Genomic DNA, 19,724 nt, shown 5'->3' with positions numbered 1-19,724 from the left:
CCCTCCCGGCGGGAGGGCGAAAAGACTAGAGTACGCGGGTGCGGATCACCTCGGCGATGCCCGGCTGCAGGTTATCGGCGATCACCAGATCGGCGCGTTCCTTGATCGCGTCATCGGCGTTGCCCATCGCCACGCCCAAACCGACCGCTTCCAGCATGCTGATATCATTGTAGTTGTCGCCGAACGCCACCACCTGATCCATGTTCAGTCCCTGCGATTCCACCCATTGGCGCAGGCGCTTGCCTTTGCTGTTGCCGCCTTTGGCGATATCCACCTGATCGTGCCAGGACCATTCGCACGCCAACCCCAGCTCTTTTTCCACCGTGTCGGCAAACTCGCGCAGCGCCGGAATATCGGCGTGCGAGGTGGCGAATTTCCAGATCGCCTGCGCGTCGTCGGCCGCCTGCGCCAGGCTGCCGACCTGCAGCAGCGTTGGGCGCTGCGCCGCAGGCAGGGTTTCCGCCCAGGCCAGCGAACGGGTCACGTGGCCGCTCGGTTCCTGATACAGCATGGCGTCGTCAACGTACATCAGCCCGTGAATGTCGGTCTGTTTGAGCATCTGCAGCACCTGTTTGGCCTGATCTTTCGCCAGCGGATCGGCGGCCAGCACCTTTTTCTGCTGAAAATCATACAGGTAGGTGCCGTTGCAGCAGATGGCCGGCGTGTCTATCTGCAGCGCCTGGTAGAACGGATGGATGGCGACGTGATGGCGGCCGGTGACCACCACCACCTGGACGCCGGCGGCGCGCGCCTGCGCCAGCGCTTCCAGCGACTGCGGTAAGATGCGTTTTTGATTGTCCAGCAGGGTGCCGTCAAGATCGAGGGCGATGACGCGGTAGCTCATAGGGTTCTCGTTATCGTTAGCCATAAAATTAATCCGATGGTACACCGGATAGCCAACGGAGAAAACCGCGTGAACATCCGGTGCTAAGCAGGGTTGCCATGCGACGGATGTGCGGTAAGCTAGGAGCAATCGAACGGCCTGAAACCGGTTCCTCTTTTACCCTTTGCAAGGAGAACACATGAAGCAAATCGTTTATGTCGCCAGCCCGGAGAGCCAGCAGATCCACGTCTGGCAGTTGGACGACGCCGGCGCGCTGGCGCTGCTGCAAACCGTTGACGTGCCGGGCCAGGTGCAGCCGATGACCCTTCATCCGGACAAGACCCACCTGTACGTCGGCGTGCGTCCGGCGTTCGGCATCGTCAGCTACCGCATCGAGGCGGACGGCACGCTGCAGCAGGCGGGCATGGCGCCGTTGCCGGGCAGCCCGACCCATATCTCCACCGATCTGCAGGGGCGTTACCTGTTCTCCGCCTCCTACAGCGGCAACTGCGCCAGCATCAGCCCGATCGGCCACGACGGCGTGGTGACGGCGCCTATTCAGCAGATTGACGGCCTGAACGCGCCGCACTCGGCGAACATCGACCCGACCAACCAACTGGTGCTGGTGCCGTGTCTGAAAGAGGACCGCATCCGCCTGTTCAACCTGAGCCTGGCGGGCCAGCTGACGCCGCACGTGCAGGAGGCGGTGGATATCGCCGCCGGCGCCGGTCCGCGCCATATGGCATTCCACCACAACGACAAGTTCGCCTACTGTGTCAATGAGCTGAACGGCACGGTGGACGTGCTGGCCATTTCGGAAAACGGCGGCAAATACACCGTGACGCAGACGCTGGATATCATGCCGGCCGACTTCGACGGCACCCGCTGGGCGGCGGACATTCATATCACGCCGAACGGCCGTTTCCTGTACACCAGCGATCGCACCGCCAGCATTCTGACCCTCTTCAGCGTTTCCGAAGACGGCGGCACGCTGAGCGTGGTCGGCTATTATCCGACCGAAACGCAGCCGCGCGGTTTCAATATCGATCACAGCGGCCGCTTTGTGATTTCGTCCGGCCAGAAGTCCGATCACATCGCGGTGCATGAAATTGACCAGGCCAGCGGCGAGCTGACCACGCTGGCACGTTATCCGGTGGGCAAAGGCCCGATGTGGGTCAGCGTGCTGGCGAAGTAATTCGGCGGTCAGACGAGTATGGAAAAAGCGCGGTTCGGTTGAGCCGCGCTTTTTTATGGGTGGGAGATCAGTTGAACATCACTGTCAGCGTGGCGCTGCCGAGGCTGTGGAAATGCACGTTAAAGCCCACCAGCGCGCCGCTGGAACCTTCATCCACCTCAATGCTTTCTACGTCCAGCGCATGCACGGTGAACTGATAGCGGTGGCTTTCGCCATTCGGCGGCGCTGCGCCGCCGTAACCGGTCGAGCCGAAGTCGGTACGGGTTTGCAGCGCGGCGCTCGGCAGCGGCGCTTTACCGGAGCCTGCGCCCTGCGGCAGCTCACGCACGTCGGCCGGAATATTGGCCACCACCCAGTGCCACCAGCCAGAGCCGGTCGGGGCATCGGGATCGTACAGGGTGACGACGAAGCTCTTGGTGCCGGCGGGCACGCCGTCCCAGGCCAGGTGCGGCGACAGGTTATTGCCGTGGTAGCCCATGCCGTTGAAGACCTGCGTCTGCGGCATTGTGCCGCCGTCCTGCAGATCGTTGCTGTACAAACGAAAAGCCATAATGACTCCCAGTTGTCGATAAACGCGGACCCTTAAGCTAGATCTTTTCGGTGGAACAATACAACCCCTTGCGCCAACGGCGGACGGTTGATCTCGACAGTGACATGCACCAGTTCGGGATGCGTGGCCAACAGTTGGCGCACCCGATCGGCGGTGAGGGCGCGATCGGCGCTGCTCAGGGCGAGGACGCAATGATATTTTCCTTTGCTGATGCGGCCTACATGCAGATCGGTCAGCGTGAGCGCGTGGCCGGAAGCGGCCAGGGCCTGGCGGATGTCTTGCGCCACGGGGGCGTCCATTTCGGCATCCAGCAAAATCTTTCCGCTATCGCGCATCAGGCTATAGGCCCAGGCGGCCACCATCACCGCGCCGACGATGCCCATCAGCGGATCGAGCCAGGCGGCGCCCCAAAGCTTACCGCCGAACAGCGCGATGAGCGCCAGTACCGAGGTGGCGGCGTCGGCGAGCACGTGAACATAGGCGGAACGCAGGTTGAGGTCATGATGAGTGTCGTCGTGGTCATCCCCGTGATGATGATGATGGCCGCCACCGCGCAACAGCCAGGCGCAGAGCAGGTTGACGGCCAGCCCGATCGCGCCGATGGCGATGGCTTCGTTGTAATGAATCGGGCTGGGATTCAGCAGCCGCTGCCCAGACTGAAACAGCATCAGCGCCGCCACCAGCACCAACAACACCGCGCTGGTGTAACCGGCCAGCACTTCGATCTTCCAGGTGCCGAGGCTAAAGCGGCGATCTTTGGCCAGCCGGCGTGCGGCGCCGTAAGCCAGCACCGACAGGCCCAGCGCCAGCGCGTGCGAACTCATGTGCCAGCCGTCGGCCAGCAGCGCCATCGAGTTAAACAGCCAGCCGCCGGCGATCTCGATAGCCATCATACTGGCGGTGAGTATCACCGCCCATCTGGTGTTTCTTTCGGCCAATGGGTTACCATCGTCAAAAACGTGGCTGTGTTCGCGGTGCAAAACGGGCGCGTGAGACGTCATGGTGAAGTTCCTCAGCAAAAGATAGTGTGCTGAAATATACTATACCTCAGTATAGTAAATAACAATCAGGCGGAAATGATGAGCCATACCCACAGAGATCAAAAGAAGCTGTTGGCGCGGGTGCGCCGCATTAAAGGGCAGGCCGAAGCGCTGGAACGCGCGCTGGAGAGCGGCGGCGAATGTTCGGCTGTTCTGCAGCAGATCGCGGCGGTGCGCGGCGCGGTCAACGGTTTGATGGCGCAGGTGCTGGAAGGGCATGTGCGCGAACATCTGGCTGCCGCGGACGCTACGCCGCAGCAGCGCGAGCAGGACATCGAGCAATTGATGACCGTTTTACGTTCTTATATGAAGTAATCATGATTTCACTGAAAAAACGCACGCCGTGGTTCGGCTGGCTGCGCCGTTGGGCCAAAGGCATCAAGCGCGATATTTACGCGCTGTGGCTGGCCGCCCGTGATAAGCGCACCCCGTGGTACGCCAAGCTGATCGCGCTGCTGGTGGCCGGCTATGCGATCTCGCCGATCGATCTGATCCCGGATTTTATTCCGGTGTTGGGCTATCTGGACGATGTGATCATCGTGCCGTTGGGCATCATGCTGGCGGTTCGCCTGATCCCCAAGCCGCTGATGGCCGAGCTGCGCGAGAAGGCGCAAAAACGCGTCGACAACCCCACCGGCCGCATGGCGGCGGCGATGATCATTTTACTCTGGCTGCTGTGCCTGGGGTTGCTGGCCCGCTATCTGGACCAGCATTGGTAAGGCATTAACGCGCGGCGGCGGCCACGGCGGCGGTCAGGCGGCTGAGCTGTTCCGCTTCGATGATGTAAGGCGGCATCAGGTAAATCAGCTTGCCGAACGGCCGGATCCATACCCCGCGCTCGACGAACCCGCGCTGTAGCTCGGCGACATTCACCGGTTCGCGCATCTCCACCACGCCAATCGCCCCCAGCACCCGCACGTCCGCCACCTTCGGCAGCGCCGCCAACGGCAGCAGTTCCTGTTTCAGCTGGGCTTCGATGGCGCTCACCTGCGCCTGCCAGCGATTTTCCGCCAGCAGCGCCATGCTGGCGTCCGCCACCGCGCAGGCCAACGGATTGCCCATAAAGGTCGGGCCGTGCATAAAACAGCCGGCCGCGCCGTTGCTGATGGTCTCCGCCACATGGCGGGTGGTCAGGGTGGCGGACAGGGTCATGTAACCGCCGGTCAGCGCCTTGCCCAGGCAGAGAATGTCCGGCACCACCTGCGCGTGCTCGCAGGCGAACAGCTTGCCGGTGCGGCCGAAGCCGGTGGCGATCTCGTCGGCGATCAGTAGCACCCGATGGCGATCGCACAGCTCGCGCACCCGCTTGAGGTAGGTTGGGTGGTAGATGCGCATGCCGCCGGCGCCTTGCACCACCGGTTCCAGGATCACCGCCGCCACTTCACCGGCGTGCTGCTCCAGCAGCGCGGCGAACGGTGCAATATCTTCTTCACGCCATTCTTCGTCGAAGCGGCACTGCGGCGCGGTCGCGAACAGGTGCGGCGCCAGATAGCCCTGATAGAGGCTGTGCATCGAGTTGTCCGGATCGCAGACCGACATCGCGCCGAAGGTATCGCCGTGATAGCCGTGGCGCAGCGTCAGGATGCGCTGCCGGCGCTCGCCGCGCGCCTGCCAGTACTGCAGCGCCATCTTCAACGACACTTCCACCGCCACCGAACCGGAGTCCGCCAGGAACACGCACTGCAGCGCCTCTGGCGTCATTTCCACCAGCCGACGGCACAACGAGATGGCGGACGGATGGGTAATACCGCCGAACATCACGTGTGACATCTTCTCCAACTGCTGGCTGGCGGCCTGATTCAGGTGCGGATGGTTGTAACCGTGGATCGCCGCCCACCAGGAGGACATGCCGTCCACCAGACGCCGGCCGTCCGCCAGCTGCAGTTCGACGCCGCTGGCCGATTCGATCGGGTAACAGGGTAACGGGCGGCTCATGGAGGTGTAGGGGTGCCAGATATGGCGTTGGTCAAACGCCAGGTCGGAAGCGGTCACAGACATACTTGTAAACCAAATTGAATTAAGATTGGTTGACAGTATATCCACAATATTTAAACTGGCGACACTTTTTCGTTTTGGAGACGCCATGATGGCTGACCGCATTCACTGGACAGTAGGGCAAGCCCAGGCCCTGTTTGATAAACCGCTGCTGGAACTGCTGTTCGAAGCGCAAACCGTACACCGCCAGCACTTCGACCCGCGTCAGGTGCAGGTCAGCACGCTGCTGTCGATCAAGACCGGCGCTTGCCCGGAAGACTGTAAATACTGCCCGCAGAGCTCACGCTACAAGACCGGCCTGGAGTCGGAGCGGTTGATGCAGGTCGAGCAGGTGCTGGAATCGGCACGCAAGGCCAAAGCGAACGGCTCGACCCGTTTTTGCATGGGCGCGGCGTGGAAGAACCCGCACGAGCGCGATATGCCTTATCTGCAGCAGATGGTGCAGGGCGTGAAAGCGATGGGCATGGAAACCTGCATGACGCTGGGCACGCTGGACGGCACTCAGGCCGAACGGCTGGCGGAAGCCGGGCTGGATTATTACAACCATAACCTCGACACCTCGCCGGAGTTCTACGGCAGCATCATCACTACCCGCAGCTACCAGGAACGCCTGGATACGCTCGACAAGGTGCGCGACGCCGGCATCAAAGTGTGCTCCGGCGGCATCGTCGGGCTGGGGGAAACGGTGCGCGATCGCGCCGGGCTGCTGGTGCAGCTGGCTAACCTGCCGAAACCGCCGGAGAGCGTGCCGATCAACATGTTGGTGAAGGTAAAAGGCACGCCGCTGGCGGATAACGACGACGTCGATCCGTTCGATTTCATCCGCACCATCGCGGTAGCGCGCATCATGATGCCGTCCTCTTATGTCCGCCTTTCCGCCGGCCGTGAACAGATGAACGAACAGACGCAGGCGATGTGCTTTATGGCCGGCGCCAACTCGATCTTCTACGGTTGCAAGCTGCTGACCACGCCGAACCCGGAAGAAGACAAGGATCTGCAGCTGTTCCGCAAGCTGGGGCTGAACCCGCAGCAGACCGCCACCGAACATGGCGACAACCAGCAACAGCAGGTGCTGGCTAAGCAGCTGCTGAACGCCGATACCGCCGAGTTTTACAACGCGGCGCTGTGATGAGCTGGCAACAACGTATCGAACAGGCGCTGGCAGAACGGCGTCTCAACGCCGCCTACCGTCGGCGACAGACCACCGAGGGCGGCAACGGCCGCCAGATCCGGCTCGGCGATCGTCTCTATCTGAACTTCTCGGGCAACGACTACCTGGGGCTGAGCCAGGATGCGCGGGTGATCGCCGCCTGGCAGCAGGGCGCGCAGCGTTACGGCGTCGGCAGCGGCGGGTCGGGCCACGTCACCGGCTTTAGCGTGGCGCATCAGGCGCTGGAAGAGCAACTGGCGGCGTGGCTCGGCTATCCGCGCGCGCTGCTGTTCATCTCCGGCTATGCCGCCAATCAGGCGGTGCTGGCGGCGTTGATGCAGAAGGGCGATCGCATTTTAGCCGATCGCCTCAGCCACGCCTCGCTGCTGGAGGCGGCGGCGCAGTCGCCGGCCGAGCTGCGCCGGTTCCAGCACAATCAGCCGCAGGCCTTGGCGGATCTGCTGGCCAAACCCTGCGACGGGCAGCGGCTGGCGGTGACCGAAGGGGTGTTCAGCATGGACGGCGACGGCGCACCGTTGGCGGAGCTGCATCGCTTAACCCGTGCGGCGGGCGCCTGGCTGATGGTGGACGATGCCCACGGCGTCGGCGTGCGCGGTGAGCAAGGCCGCGGCAGCTGCTGGCAGCAGGGCGTGCGCCCTGAACTGCTGGTGGCGACCTTCGGCAAGGCGTTCGGCGTCAGCGGCGCGGCGGTGCTGTGCGATGAGGCGACCGCCGAGTATCTGCTGCAGTTCGCCCGCCATCTAATCTACAGCACCGCAATGCCGCCGGCGCAAGCCTGCGCGCTGCAGGCGGCGCTGGCCTGCATTCGCGAGGGCGATGAACTGCGTGCCCGGCTGCAGGACAACATTCGGCGTTTCCGTCAGGGCGCGGCGCCGCTGGCGCTGACCCTGACGGATTCCGACACCGCCATCCAGCCGCTGCTGGTGGGGGATAATCAGCGCGCGCTCGATCTGGCGACCCGCCTGCGCGAGTGCGGACTGTGGGTGAGCGCCATTCGCCCGCCGACGGTGCCGCCGGGCGGCGCGCGGCTACGCATTACCCTGACGGCGGCGCATCAGCCGCAGGATATCGATCGCCTGCTGGAGGTGCTGAATGACGTCAGCCAATGACACGGTGAACAAACAGGCGGTCGCCTCGGCCTTCAGCCGCGCGGCCGGCAGCTACGACGCCGCCGCCGCGCTGCAGCGTGATGTTGGCGAGCGCTTACTGGGGATGGGGAGTCCCCATCCGGGCGAGCAGCTGCTGGATGCCGGCTGCGGCACCGGCTATTTCAGCCGCCTGTGGCGCGAGCGCGGCAAGCAGGTGACCGCGCTCGATTTGGCGCCGGGCATGCTGGAGGTCGCCCGCCAACGGCAGGCGGCGCACCATTATCTGCTGGGCGATATCGAACAGGTACCGCTGCCCGATGCGGCGATGGACATCTGTTTCAGCAGCCTGGTGGTGCAGTGGTGCAGCGATCTGCCCGCCGCGCTGGCGGAGCTGTATCGCGTGACCCGCCCCGGCGGCGTGATCCTGTTTTCCACGTTGGCGGCGGGATCGCTGCAGGAATTGGGGGACGCCTGGCAACAGGTGGACGGCGAGCGCCACGTGAACGCCTTCCTGCCGCTGGCGCAGATCCGCGCCGCCTGTGCTGAATACCGGCACGAGCTGGTCACGGAGTTACGCACCCTGAACTACCCGGACGTGATGACGCTGATGCGCTCGCTCAAGGGCATCGGGGCGACGCATTTGCATCAGGGGCGCGAGGGCGGCCTGATGTCGCGAGGCCGTCTCGCCGCGTTGCAGGCGGCTTACCCGTGCCGGCAGGGGCAGTTCCCCCTCAGCTATCATCTGGCTTATGGAGTGATTTATCGTGATTAAACGTTGGTTCGTGACCGGCACCGACACCGAGGTGGGGAAGACCGTTGCCAGCAGCGCCTTGTTGCAGGCCGCCAACCGGGCGGGCTACCGCAGTGCCGGCTATAAGCCGGTGGCCTCCGGCAGCGAGATGACCGCCGAGGGGCTGCGCAACGGCGACGCGCTGGCGCTGCAAGCCAACAGCGGCGTGGCGCTCCGTTACGACGAAGTGAACCCTTACGTTTTTGCCGAACCGACCTCGCCGCATATCGTCAGCGCCGATGAAGGTCGGCCGATCGACGCGGCGCGGCTGTCCGACGGCCTGCGCCGGCTGGAGCAGCGCGCCGACTGGGTGCTGGTCGAAGGCGCCGGCGGGTGGTTTACCCCGCTGTCGGCGGAGTACACCTTCGCCGACTGGGTGCAGCAGGAACAATTGCCGGTGATCCTGGTGGTGGGCATTAAACTGGGCTGCATCAACCACGCAGTGCTGACGGCGCAGGCGGTGCAACAGGCGGGGTTGACGCTGGCCGGTTGGATCGCCAACGACGTGGCGCCCCCGGGGCGGCGGCATCAGGAATACCTGGCCACGCTGCGCCGCATGCTGCCCGCGCCGCTGCTGGGTGAAATACCACACCTGCCGCAGGCCGAACGGGCGCCGCTGGGGGAGTATCTGGATATCAGCCTGCTATAAACGCTCAATGAAGGGGGGGGGGGCTCTCCCTCATCCTTCTTCTTGCCCTACCAGCCCGGCGCCGATCAGCGCCTCATCCAGCTGCGCCAGCGCGCCGTGCGCCACGGTGCGACCGCTATCGAGCAGACAAAAACGATCCGCCACCCGGCGCACGAACGGCAGCTGATGCTCTACCAGCAAAATGGTCATGCCCAACTCATAGTTGAGCCTGCGGATCACGTTGCCGATGTCGGCGGCGATTGAAGGGGGCACACCCGTCGTCGGTTCGTCGAGGATCAGCAGCGCCGGCTCCTGCGCCAGCGCACGACCGATCGCCAACTGGCGTTGAGCGCCTTCGCACAGATCGCCGGCGCGGCGGGTACGCATCTGGCGCAAATTGGGAAACAGGCTGTAGATCAGCGGCGGAATGCGGCGAGGGGCACCGCGCCCGGCCATCTGCGCCACCTGCAGATTCTCCTCCACGCTCAGCTGCGAGAAGAGTTGCCGCCCTTGCGGGACGTGGCTGATGCCGAGTGCGGCGCGGCGCTCCATCGGTTGCAGCAGCAGATTTTGCGGCGGCTGATCCGCGGGCTGCCAGGTCATGCTGCCGCTCACCACCGGCACATGCCCCATGATGCAATTGACCAGCGTGGTCTTGCCCACACCGTTGCGCCCAAGCAGCACGGTACACTGGCCGCGCGGCAGCTCCAGGTTGATGTCCCACAGGGTATGATTTTGCCCGTAAAATTGATTGACCGATCTCAGGCTCAGCATTTGGCATTCTCCTCATAGACACAGGCGCCCATCCACTCGTTGGTGGGGTGCAACAAAGGCCGCATTGGCGGTTGATTTCCCGAGTGTGGCAATGTCTGGAACAAAATGCCGTCCATCCGATTCACCTGAGCAATGTCTGCGGTGGACGGAAAGACAGTCAGTATGTCGTGAAAAACGACGTTTATGACGACTTGGTGTCGTTCTCGCGCTTTTACGAGGGGTAGCCAGGCGGTGGTTGCACGCCGTATTCGGCAGCGCATTATGCTGTCGCGCCTCGTTCGCACGCTGAAAGATAAAGCAACTCCCAGGCCAGTTTTGCTACTGGCCGAAAAGGGGGGATGTTATCGCTTTGTTAACCCTCTGCTAGGCCTGACGCGCTCTGCCGCGGTGGCCTGAAAATACGCCGAGAAGTTAACCCGGACGTTTTTTGCACTCTTGTGGTGCCCTTTGGTGAGGACATGGTGCAAGGCATTGCGTCGCCGTCAAGAGCGATCCGCGAGAAAGGGGCCGATGCGATTTTGGCAATGGGGATTTTTAGTATTAATCGGCATAAACAAAGCGATATTTTTATGAAAAAATAACTAAAAAAGCCATTTTAGCGGGTGTAAAGGGCGAAAAGCTTTCTTTCCGTAACTCCCGCCCCGGGCGGGACGGTGAGAGTTATCCACTATTCCTGTGGATAACCTTGTGTATTAGATTTAGAAAAACGCTGTAAAGCGAGAGCGGACGCGGGTTCTGTTCGCTTTGCCCGCATTCTCGTCTTTTTATTAAAACTGTTATATATCAATATATTAACTAAAATCAAGACGCAGGGGTATTGATCAGGTCTCTATGTATGATTTTTCGACGCGGTGCTATCAATAAGTTAATTCGCGGCAAGTTCTGGGGATAAATCTGTTATTGACAATAAAAATGTCACCCGGCTGTAACGTCACGGTGCAACGACATTGCCGCAGTGCCGGGTGCAGCGACGAATCCGCTTGAAGCTGGTTTTATATCCAGTATCATGGGCACTGGCGCAAATCGCCGACACTTTCCATAATTAGGGGCCATATCCGGCGCAGAGCCGGCTGGCCGCCTGAGCGCGCGCATCTCCACAGGGTAGCCGAGCAATGAGTAAACTTTTCAAACTGCATTCCGAGTTCAAACCGGCCGGCGATCAGCCGGAAGCCATCCGCAAGCTGGAAGAGGGGCTGGAAGACGGCCTGGCGCACCAGACGCTGCTGGGGGTTACCGGTTCGGGCAAGACGTTCACTATCGCCAACGTGATAGCCGATCTGAATCGGCCGACCATGGTACTGGCGCCGAACAAGACGCTGGCGGCGCAGCTGTACGGCGAAATGAAAGCGTTTTTCCCGGAGAATGCGGTGGAGTACTTCGTCTCCTACTACGACTACTACCAGCCGGAAGCCTACGTGCCCAGCTCCGACACCTTCATTGAAAAAGATGCTTCGGTGAACGAGCACATCGAGCAGATGCGTCTTTCCGCCACCAAGGCGCTGCTGGAGCGGCGCGACGTGGTGGTGGTGGCGTCGGTGTCGGCGATCTACGGCCTGGGCGATCCGGATCTTTACCTGAAGATGATGCTGCACCTGACTCAGGGCATGATCATCGATCAGCGATCCATTTTGCGCCGCCTGGCGGAGCTGCAGTATTCCCGCAACGATCAGGCTTTCCAGCGCGCTACCTTCCGCGTGCGCGGCGAGGTGATCGATATCTTCCCGGCGGAATCAGACGAGCTGGCGCTGCGCGTCGAACTGTTCGATGAAGAAGTGGAACGGCTGTCGCTGTTCGATCCGCTGACCGGGCAGATTGAGCAGGTGGTGCCGCGTTTTACCATCTACCCGAAATCGCACTACGTGACGCCGCGTGAGCGGATCATGCAGGCGATGGAAGAGATCAAGGTTGATCTGGCGGACCGCCGCAAGGTGCTGCTGGCCAACAGCAAGCTGCTGGAAGAGCAGCGCCTGACGCAGCGCACCCAGTTCGATCTGGAGATGATGAACGAGCTGGGTTACTGCTCGGGCATCGAAAACTACTCGCGCTATCTGTCCGGGCGCGCCGAGGGCGAGCCGCCGCCGACGTTGTTCGACTACCTGCCGGCGGACGGCCTGCTGGTGGTCGACGAATCCCACGTCACCATTCCGCAGATCGGCGCGATGTTCAAGGGTGACCGCGCGCGCAAGGAAACGCTGGTGGAGTACGGCTTCCGTTTGCCGTCGGCGCTGGACAACCGCCCGCTGCGCTTCGAGGAGTTTGAGGCGCTGGCACCGCAGACCATCTATGTTTCCGCGACGCCGGGCAAATATGAGCTGGAGAAATCCGGCGGCGATCTGATCGATCAGGTGGTGCGGCCGACCGGGTTGCTGGATCCGATCGTGGAAGTGCGGCCGGTCGCCACCCAGGTGGACGATCTGCTCTCCGAGATCCGCAAGCGCGCGACGATCAACGAGCGCGTGCTGGTGACCACCCTGACCAAACGCATGGCGGAAGACCTGACCGAATACCTGGAAGAGCATGGCGAGCGCGTGCGCTACCTGCACTCGGACATCGATACCGTGGAACGGGTCGAAATCATCCGTGACCTGCGTCTGGGCGAGTTCGACGTGCTGGTGGGCATCAACCTGTTGCGTGAGGGGCTCGACATGCCTGAGGTGTCGCTGGTGGCGATTCTGGACGCCGACAAGGAAGGCTTCCTGCGTTCCGAGCGTTCGCTGATCCAGACCATCGGCCGCGCGGCGCGTAACCTGAACGGCAAGGCGATCCTGTATGGCGATCGCATCACCGATTCGATGGCCAAGGCGATCGGTGAAACCGAGCGGCGCCGCGCCAAGCAGCAGGCCTACAACGAAGCCAACGGCATCGTGCCGCAGGGGCTGAACAAGAAGATCGGCGACATTCTGCAGATCGGCCAACCGGTCAACCGCACCAAGAGCAAAGGCAAGGGCAAGGCGGTGGAGGGCGGCGCTCAGCTGCAGAACCTCACGCCGAAAGCGCTGGATCAGAAAATTCGCGATCTGGAAGCGCAGATGTACACCCACGCGCAAAACCTGGAGTTCGAGCAGGCGGCTGCGCTGCGCGACGAAATCCACCAGCTGCGCGAGCAGTTCATCGCGATTTCCTGACCGTTGGACGGCGCCCGCGCCGTGGGCGTCAAAATTCCTTGTCGGCCGCGCCAAAGCTGTTATGGTGTGCGGCCCGATTTGACCACGAAGAGTACCGAACATGAGCCAACACCAGTCTAAAGACCCGCTGCACGGCGTAACGCTGGAGCAACTGCTGAATAAACTGGTGGATCACTACGGTTGGTCCGAACTGGGTGCGCGCATTCGCATCAACTGCTTCCGCAGCGATCCGAGCATCAAGTCCAGCCTGAAGTTTTTGCGTCGCACGCCCTGGGCGCGCAAAGAGGTGGAAGATCTGTATATCGATATGGTCAGCCATCCCGCCCCAGCCAGCGATAATCCCTGGCTGCGCGGGCGAGACGGTTAAATTCGGTCAGCGGCGCGCGGCCAGCTCCACCAGCGCGTGATCCAGCGCCTGGCGCAGTAGCTGGCGATCGTGGCGGTAGGGGATGTCGCTCGCTTCCAGCGGTTGCTGAATCACCACCCGATCCTGCACTTCACTGACATCCACCGCCGGGCCGACGATCAGCGCATCGATCATCCGGCGGCCGATCTTCTCTTCCATCAGCGTCAGCTTATCCTTTAACGACAGCGCCGCGGCGGCCACGCTCAGCTCGCGGCCGAGGTTGCCGATATAGATCATGCTGGCGCTGCTGCGGCGCAGCGCCTGGGTGAGATCGTCCAGCAGCAGCAGTGGCATCAGGCTGGTGAGGAAGCTGCCCGGCCCGATCAGGATCACGTCGGCCTGTGCGATGGCGTCCAGCGCTTCGCGCGTGGCGTTGACCGGGGGCGACAGCATCAGCTCCTGCGGCATGTGGGCCAGTTGATCGACATTCACTTCACCGTAAACGTGATTGCCTTCGTGATCGTGCGCCATCAAATCCACCGGCTGCTCCGACATCGGGATCAGCGCCGCGTCCACCTTCAGCAAGCTGCGCACCAGGTTGATCGCTTCCAGCGGGCGCACGCTCAGGTGATCCAGCGCTTTCAGCATCAGGTTGCCGAGGTTGTGGCCGGCCAGTTCGCCGTTGCCGCTGAAACGGTATTCGAACATCGCCGAGGCGACGCTCGGTTCGGTGATCAGCTGGTTGAGACAGTTACGGGTATCGCCCCAGGCAATGCCGCCTTCCGAACGGCGGATGCGGCCGGTGGAACCGCCGTTGTCGGTGGTGGTGACGATGCCGGTCAGGCGGGAACCTAAGGACGACAGGGCCGACATCACACGGCCCAGGCCATGTCCGCCGCCTAACGCCACCACGCGGTCGAGATCGGCCAGGGTACGATTACGCATAAATTTCCTTACAAAGGGGCTGAACTGCCCGCATAAGGTAGCGGATCCGGCATAAAAACGCGATAAAGAGTGTCATTTGCGTGATTCTGGTCAATTCGTCCGCGCAAGCGATGTTTATCATGGTTTACCAGAATAGGCGGCGTCTAAAAACGCTGTATAGACAATTATATAGCGAATTAACGCGTTGGCTATCGTTGCCGATTAGCGCTAGAATTCTGCTGAAAACCACGGTTTCATTCCGGCTACTCAAGGTAGCGGGAAGAGAAATCAAACTCCTAGCCCCTGTGCCTACGTTGTTCATCCGGAACGATATGGCGCCTGGGCCGTGGCGAAGTCAGCCACCAGGGTGCAGAGGGGAAACGCTCGCATCTCCCGACTTTGGAAAGGTGTTATGGTACCGCAACTCATAGATGCTTATGAGCGCAAGTTCTATTACCTGCGCTTGTCGATCACCGACGTGTGCAATTTTCGTTGCACCTATTGTCTGCCCGATGGCTACAAGCCGAGCGGCAGCCCGAAAAGCTTCCTGTCGCTGGATGAAATCCGCCGCGTCAGCCGTGCGTTTGCCGAACTGGGCACCGAAAAGGTGCGCCTGACGGGCGGCGAGCCTTCGCTGCGCCGCGATTTTACCGAGATCATCGCCGCCGTGCGGGAAAACCCGGCCATCCGTACCCTGGCGGTCACCACCAACGGCTACCGTCTGGCGCGCGACGTCGCCGCCTGGCGTGACGCCGGTCTGACGGCGATCAACGTCAGCGTCGACAGCCTGGATCCCCGTCAGTTTCACGCCATCACCGGTCAGGACAAGTTCCGCCAGGTGATGGACGGCATCGATGCCGCCTTCAGCGCCGGTTTCAGCAAGGTCAAGGTCAACGCAGTATTGATGCGTGACGTCAATCATCAGCAACTTGGCGCCTTTCTCGCCTGGATCAAAGACCGACCGATCCAGCTGCGCTTTATCGAACTGATGGAAACCGGCGAGGGCGGCGAGCTGTTTCGCAAACACCACGTTTCCGGCGAAGTGATTCGCCGGCAGTTGGAGCAGCAGGGCTGGCAGCGCCAGGCGCGCGGCCGCAGCGACGGTCCGGCGCAGGTGTTCAGCCACCCGGACTACCAGGGTGAGGTGGGTCTTATCATGCCGTATGAAAAAGATTTCTGCGCCAGCTGCAACCGGCTGCGCGTTTCTTCCATCGGCAATCTGCACCTGTGTCTGTTCGGCGAGCAGGGGGTGCCTCTGCGCGATCTGCTGGCGGATGACGGCCAGCTCGACGCGCTGAAGGCGCGCATCCAGAGCGGGCTGCTGAGCAAGAAGCAGACCCATTTCCTGCATCAGGGCAACAGCGGGATCACCCAGAACCTGTCGTTTATCGGCGGCTGATACCCGCCTATTTCAAGCCGCAGCGTTGTTGGCTGCGTGCGCTCACCCCAGTCACTTACCGGAGTAAGCTCCTGGGGATTTACGCACTGGCCGCCTGGCTGCAGCTTGAAATCTGTTGGGTATCTCAGAATAGGAGCTTATTGAACCATGAGCCATGCGAGCAGCGAGTTTATTCCGGCGCATATCGCCATCCTGACCGTGTCCGACAGCCGCGGCGCGGCGGAAGACACCTCCGGCCAATATCTTCAGGACGCGGCGCAGGAAGCCGGCCATCAGGTGGTGGAGCGCGCCATCGTCAAAGATGACATTTACCAGATCCGCGCACGGGTTTCCGCGTGGATCGCCGATGACAACGTGCAGGCGGTGCTGATCACCGGAGGCACTGGTTTTACCGCGCGCGACAACACGCCGGAAGCGCTGTTGCCGCTGTTCGACAGAGAGGTTGAAGGGTTCGGCGAACTGTTCCGCATGGTGTCGTACGAGGAGATCGGCACCGCGACGATCCAGTCGCGCGCGCTGGCCGGCCTGGCGAACCGCACGGTGATTTTCGCCATGCCGGGCTCCACCCGCGCCTGCCGCACCGCCTGGGAGCGGATTATCGAAGAGCAGTTGGACGCGCGCCATCGCCCGTGCAACTTCCAGCCCCATTTGAAGAAGCCCTGAGTCATGACACAGCTAACCCACATTAACGCCGCCGGCGAAGCCCATATGGTCGACGTATCCGCCAAGGCCGAAACGGTGCGCGAGGCGCGCGCCGAAGCCTTCGTCGAGATGTTGCCCGCCACGCTGGCGATGATCGTCGACGGCAGCCATCACAAGGGCGACGTGTTCGCCACGGCGCGCATCGCCGGCATTCAGGCGGCCAAACGCACCTGGGAACTGATCCCGCTGTGCCACCCGCTGATGTTGAGCAAAGTCGAAGTGCAGCTAGAGGCGCAAACGGAGCACAGCCGGGTACGCATCGAAACCTGCTGCCGGCTGACCGGCAAAACCGGCGTCGAGATGGAAGCGCTGACCGCCGCCTCGGTGGCGGCATTGACCATCTATGACATGTGCAAAGCGGTACAGAAAGACATGGTGATCGGCCCGGTGCGCCTGCTGGCGAAAAGCGGCGGCAAATCCGGTGATTTTAAGGTGAACGCATGATCGATATTCTTTTCTTCGCGCAGGTGCGCGAACTGGTGGGCACCGGCGCGCTGTCGATGCCGGCGGATTACCCGACCGTCGAGGCGCTGCGCCAGGCGCTGTGTGCGCGCGGCGATCGCTGGGCGCTGGCGCTGGAATCCGGCAAGCTGTTGGCGGCGGTCAATCAGTCGCTGGTGGCGGCGGATCACCCGCTGCGTGCCGGCGATGAAGTGGCCTTCTTCCCGCCGGTTACCGGGGGGTAAGCATGGAAAATACCCGCATTCGCGTGGGCGAAGCGCCGTTCAACGTCGGCGATGAGTACCAGTGGCTGGCGCAGTGCGACGCCGATGGCGCGGTGGTGACCTTCACCGGCAAGGTGCGCAACCATAACCTTGGGGACGACGTCAGCGCGCTGACGCTGGAACACTACCCCGGCATGACCGAGAAGGCGCTGGCGGAGATCGTGGCCGAGGCGCGCAGCCGTTGGCCGCTGCAGCGCGTGACGGTGATCCACCGCGTCGGTGCGCTGTATCCCGGCGACGAGATCGTGTTCGTCGGCGTGACCGGCGCACACCGCAGCATGGCGTTCGCCGCCAGCGAATTCATCATGGACTATCTGAAGACCCGCGCCCCGTTCTGGAAGCGCGAAGCCACGGGCCAGGGTGATCGTTGGGTGGACGCTCGCGACAGCGATCGCGAGGCCGCGCAACGCTGGCACGACGCGGCTAAATAACGCGTCAACAGCGGAAACAAATCAAGACCTTTGCCGCTTTCGCGCGGCCTATTCTGTGGTACGCTTATAGCAGGCGAAGCCCCGTTCGCGGGGCTTCGGAATCTTGTTTATAACGCAAAAGGTAACCGTCATGGACCGATATCCACGCTCTAATGGTTCAATCGTCGAACGTGCCAACAGCGGCATTCAGGCCTACATGGCGCAGGTTTACGGCTGGATGACCTGCGGTCTGCTGCTGACGGCGTTCGTTTCCTGGTATGCGGCCAATACGCCCGCGATCCTCAACTTCATCTTCTCCAGCCAGATCACCTTCTTCGGTCTGATCATCGCCCAGTTGGCGCTGGTGTTCGTGATTTCCGGCATGGTCAACCGCCTGAGCGGCGCGGTGGCCACCTCGCTGTTCATGCTGTACTCGGCGCTGACCGGGCTGACGCTGTCGAGCATTTTCATCGCCTACACCTACAGCTCGATCGCCAGCACCTTTGTGGTCACCGCCGGCATGTTCGGTGCCATGAGCCTGTACGGCTACACCACCAAGCGCGATCTGAGCGGCTTCGGCAGCATGTTGTTCATGGCGCTGATCGGCATCGTGCTGGCTTCGCTGGTGAACATCTGGCTGAAAAGCACCGCGCTGATGTGGGCGATTACCTACATCGGGGTGGTGGTGTTCGTCGGTCTGACCGCCTACGACACGCAAAAACTCAAGGCGATGGGTGAGCAGCTGAACGCCGATGATAAAGACAGCTTCCGCAAGTACGCCATCGTCGGCGCGCTGACGCTGTATCTCGACTTCATCAACCTGTTCCTGATGTTGCTGCGCATTTTCGGCAACCGCCGCTAAATCCCTTGTCTTTCAAGCCTTAGGGTATCTGGCGATCAAAAAGCTCTGCATGTGACATGCAGAGCTTTTTTTATGCGATCTTGCGGCGGAACAGCGCGTAGGCGGCGCTGCCGGTGGTGGCGGTGATCACCAGCAGCGGCCACAGGCTGCGCCAGATAATGCTGAAGCTGGCGTCCTTCAGGTAGATCTGCTTGGTGATGTCGGTGAAGTGGCGTATCGGGTTCACCCAGGTCAGATCCTGCAGCCACACCGGCATATTCTCCACCGGCGAGACATACCCCGAGAGCAGGATCGCCGGCATCATGAACACGAACACGCCGATAAACGCCTGCTGCTGAGTGGCGCACAGCGACGAGATCAGCAGGCCGAAACCGACCAGCGACAGCCCGTAGATCAACATGGTGGCGTAGAACAGCAGCAGCGATCCAGCGAACGGGATCTGATACAGGAAGATGCCGATCAACAGCACGATGCTGGCCTGGAAGCTGGCGACGATCAGCGCCGGCACCGCCTTGCCGATAAAGATCTGCCAGGTGGTGAGCGGCGAGACCAGCAGCTGTTCCAGCGTGCCCTGTTCGCGTTCGCGCGCCACCGACAGCGAGGTGACGATCAGCACGCCGATGGTGGTGATCATGGCGATCAGCGACGGCACCACGAACCATTTGTAGTCCAGATTCGGGTTATACCAGTTGCGCACCACCAGCTCGCTGTTGTTGGGTTTGGCGCGGTTGCCGAGCAGCTCCTTCTGATATTCCTGCACGATCTGCTGTACGTAGTTGGCGGCGATCTGCGCGCTGTTGGAGTTGCGCCCGTCGAGCAGCAGCTGCAGCGGCGCGGTGTTGCCGGTGGCGATATCGCGCGAGAACTGCGCCGGGAAGCGGATTAGCAGCAGCGCCCGTTGGTTATCGATGGTGGTCTTTATCTCCTGCGGGCTGCGCAGCAGCAGCACGTGTTGAAAGGCCTTGGCCTTGGCGAAGCGCTGGGTCAACTCCACCGAGGCCTGGCCGCTGTCTTCGCTGTAGACCGCGATGGTGGCGTTGGTGACTTCCAGCGTCGCGGCGAACGGGAACAGCAGCACCTGCAGGATCACCGGCATGATTAAAATGGCACGGGTTTGCGGATCGCGCAGCAGCGCCTGCATTTCCTTGATGATGAGCGTCAACAGACGATGAAACAT

At 62.0% G+C, this 19,724-nt stretch carries 22 protein-coding genes and 1 riboswitch; of the genes, 15 read left to right on the top strand and 7 right to left on the bottom strand.

Annotation, left to right across the window (positions count from 1 at the left end; genetic code table 11):
- Window positions 1-25: 25 nt before the first annotated feature.
- Window positions 26-844: a pyridoxal phosphatase gene (locus ACJ8HA_RS11410; protein WP_043137190.1), complete on the bottom strand. Its 819-nt coding sequence runs from the start codon at window positions 842-844 to the stop codon at window positions 26-28.
- Between the two features lie 178 nt (window positions 845-1,022).
- Here ACJ8HA_RS11410 and pgl point away from each other — a divergent pair, with 178 nt between their 5' ends.
- Complete coding sequence (gene pgl / locus ACJ8HA_RS11405; protein WP_025301912.1) at window positions 1,023-2,018, top strand: 6-phosphogluconolactonase; 996 nt, start codon at window positions 1,023-1,025, stop codon at window positions 2,016-2,018.
- A 67-nt stretch (window positions 2,019-2,085) separates the two neighbouring features.
- Here pgl and ACJ8HA_RS11400 read toward each other — a convergent pair whose 3' ends face one another.
- Complete coding sequence (locus ACJ8HA_RS11400; RefSeq protein ID WP_442515345.1) at window positions 2,086-2,568, bottom strand: kinase inhibitor; 483 nt, start codon at window positions 2,566-2,568, stop codon at window positions 2,086-2,088.
- Between the two features lie 32 nt (window positions 2,569-2,600).
- On the bottom strand, window positions 2,601-3,569 hold the full coding sequence (dmeF, locus tag ACJ8HA_RS11395) for a CDF family Co(II)/Ni(II) efflux transporter DmeF (RefSeq protein WP_342102659.1): 969 nt from the start codon (window positions 3,567-3,569) through the stop codon (window positions 2,601-2,603).
- A 78-nt stretch (window positions 3,570-3,647) separates the two neighbouring features.
- Here dmeF and ACJ8HA_RS11390 point away from each other — a divergent pair, with 78 nt between their 5' ends.
- Together ACJ8HA_RS11390 and ACJ8HA_RS11385 are read left to right on the top strand one after the other, a co-directional pair.
- Window positions 3,648-3,923 (top strand): metal/formaldehyde-sensitive transcriptional repressor, encoded by a 276-nt coding sequence (locus ACJ8HA_RS11390; protein WP_025301915.1) that lies wholly within the window; start codon window positions 3,648-3,650, stop codon window positions 3,921-3,923.
- Between the two features lie 2 nt (window positions 3,924-3,925).
- Window positions 3,926-4,327 (top strand): YkvA family protein, encoded by a 402-nt coding sequence (locus ACJ8HA_RS11385; RefSeq protein WP_025301916.1) that lies wholly within the window; start codon window positions 3,926-3,928, stop codon window positions 4,325-4,327.
- Between the two features lie 4 nt (window positions 4,328-4,331).
- On the opposite strand, the gene bioA is transcribed toward ACJ8HA_RS11385, so the two are convergent.
- Window positions 4,332-5,606 carry an adenosylmethionine--8-amino-7-oxononanoate transaminase gene (gene bioA / locus ACJ8HA_RS11380; RefSeq protein ID WP_049208971.1) on the bottom strand — a complete coding sequence of 425 codons (1,275 nt, stop codon included), beginning with the start codon at window positions 5,604-5,606 and terminating at the stop codon, window positions 4,332-4,334.
- Window positions 5,607-5,694: 88 nt separating this feature from the next.
- Here bioA and bioB point away from each other — a divergent pair, with 88 nt between their 5' ends.
- The 4 genes from bioB to bioD are packed head-to-tail and all read left to right on the top strand — an operon-like array spanning window position 5,695 to window position 9,301.
- A complete protein-coding gene (gene bioB, locus ACJ8HA_RS11375) occupies window positions 5,695-6,732 on the top strand; it encodes a biotin synthase BioB (protein WP_025301918.1) in 1,038 nt (345 codons plus the stop codon).
- Window positions 6,732-7,883 carry an 8-amino-7-oxononanoate synthase gene (gene bioF, locus ACJ8HA_RS11370; RefSeq protein WP_025301919.1) on the top strand — a complete coding sequence of 384 codons (1,152 nt, stop codon included), beginning with the start codon at window positions 6,732-6,734 and terminating at the stop codon, window positions 7,881-7,883. The genes bioB and bioF overlap by 1 nt, the downstream gene beginning before the upstream one ends.
- Window positions 7,867-8,634 (top strand): malonyl-ACP O-methyltransferase BioC, encoded by a 768-nt coding sequence (gene bioC / locus ACJ8HA_RS11365; protein WP_049208970.1) that lies wholly within the window; start codon window positions 7,867-7,869, stop codon window positions 8,632-8,634. The genes bioF and bioC overlap by 17 nt, the downstream gene beginning before the upstream one ends.
- Window positions 8,627-9,301 (top strand): dethiobiotin synthase, encoded by a 675-nt coding sequence (gene bioD, locus ACJ8HA_RS11360; RefSeq protein WP_060447611.1) that lies wholly within the window; start codon window positions 8,627-8,629, stop codon window positions 9,299-9,301. Before bioC ends, bioD begins: the two co-directional genes overlap by 8 nt.
- 30 nt (window positions 9,302-9,331) lie before the next feature.
- On the opposite strand, the gene ACJ8HA_RS11355 is transcribed toward bioD, so the two are convergent.
- On the bottom strand, window positions 9,332-10,054 hold the full coding sequence (locus ACJ8HA_RS11355; protein WP_442515344.1) for an ATP-binding cassette domain-containing protein: 723 nt from the start codon (window positions 10,052-10,054) through the stop codon (window positions 9,332-9,334).
- A 1,112-nt stretch (window positions 10,055-11,166) separates the two neighbouring features.
- Between ACJ8HA_RS11355 and uvrB the strand changes: the two genes are divergently transcribed.
- Entirely contained in the window at window positions 11,167-13,179 is a 2,013-nt protein-coding gene (gene uvrB, locus ACJ8HA_RS11350; protein WP_025301925.1) for an excinuclease ABC subunit UvrB, read from the top strand.
- A 100-nt stretch (window positions 13,180-13,279) separates the two neighbouring features.
- Window positions 13,280-13,546, top strand: coding sequence for a VF530 family DNA-binding protein (locus tag ACJ8HA_RS11345; protein WP_004939783.1), 267 nt, complete (start codon window positions 13,280-13,282; stop codon window positions 13,544-13,546).
- Between the two features lie 6 nt (window positions 13,547-13,552).
- Here the strand turns inward: ACJ8HA_RS11345 and ACJ8HA_RS11340 are convergent, their stop codons facing one another.
- Complete coding sequence (locus tag ACJ8HA_RS11340) at window positions 13,553-14,470, bottom strand: gluconeogenesis factor YvcK family protein (protein ID WP_442515343.1); 918 nt, start codon at window positions 14,468-14,470, stop codon at window positions 13,553-13,555.
- A 260-nt stretch (window positions 14,471-14,730) separates the two neighbouring features.
- A riboswitch (molybdenum cofactor riboswitch) is annotated at window positions 14,731-14,875 on the top strand.
- Here ACJ8HA_RS11340 and moaA point away from each other — a divergent pair.
- From moaA to ACJ8HA_RS11310, 6 genes are all read left to right on the top strand, one after another.
- A complete protein-coding gene (gene moaA / locus ACJ8HA_RS11335; RefSeq protein ID WP_004939778.1) occupies window positions 14,862-15,848 on the top strand; it encodes a GTP 3',8-cyclase MoaA in 987 nt (328 codons plus the stop codon). (Overlaps the previous riboswitch by 14 nt.)
- Before the next feature lie 147 nt (window positions 15,849-15,995).
- Window positions 15,996-16,511 (top strand): molybdenum cofactor biosynthesis protein B, encoded by a 516-nt coding sequence (moaB, locus tag ACJ8HA_RS11330; RefSeq protein ID WP_122016865.1) that lies wholly within the window; start codon window positions 15,996-15,998, stop codon window positions 16,509-16,511.
- 3 nt (window positions 16,512-16,514) lie between these two features.
- Window positions 16,515-16,994: a cyclic pyranopterin monophosphate synthase MoaC gene (gene moaC / locus ACJ8HA_RS11325; RefSeq protein WP_004939770.1), complete on the top strand. Its 480-nt coding sequence runs from the start codon at window positions 16,515-16,517 to the stop codon at window positions 16,992-16,994.
- A complete protein-coding gene (gene moaD, locus ACJ8HA_RS11320; RefSeq protein WP_004939768.1) occupies window positions 16,991-17,236 on the top strand; it encodes a molybdopterin synthase sulfur carrier subunit in 246 nt (81 codons plus the stop codon). The genes moaC and moaD overlap by 4 nt, the downstream gene beginning before the upstream one ends.
- Window positions 17,237-17,238: 2 nt before the next feature.
- A complete protein-coding gene (gene moaE / locus ACJ8HA_RS11315) occupies window positions 17,239-17,706 on the top strand; it encodes a molybdopterin synthase catalytic subunit MoaE (RefSeq protein ID WP_004939764.1) in 468 nt (155 codons plus the stop codon).
- A 130-nt stretch (window positions 17,707-17,836) separates the two neighbouring features.
- Window positions 17,837-18,547 (top strand): Bax inhibitor-1/YccA family protein, encoded by a 711-nt coding sequence (locus ACJ8HA_RS11310; protein WP_033637508.1) that lies wholly within the window; start codon window positions 17,837-17,839, stop codon window positions 18,545-18,547.
- A gap of 70 nt (window positions 18,548-18,617) precedes the next feature.
- On the opposite strand, the gene ACJ8HA_RS11305 is transcribed toward ACJ8HA_RS11310, so the two are convergent.
- Window positions 18,618-19,724: an ABC transporter permease gene (locus ACJ8HA_RS11305; RefSeq protein WP_049208965.1), complete on the bottom strand. Its 1,107-nt coding sequence runs from the start codon at window positions 19,722-19,724 to the stop codon at window positions 18,618-18,620.

It is taken from the genome of Serratia sp. CY33802, from assembly GCF_052169095.1.
Taxonomy (GTDB): domain Bacteria; phylum Pseudomonadota; class Gammaproteobacteria; order Enterobacterales; family Enterobacteriaceae; genus Serratia; species Serratia bockelmannii.
Note: the sequence above shows the minus strand (reverse complement) of the source record. Positions and strands in the feature narration are given on the sequence as shown.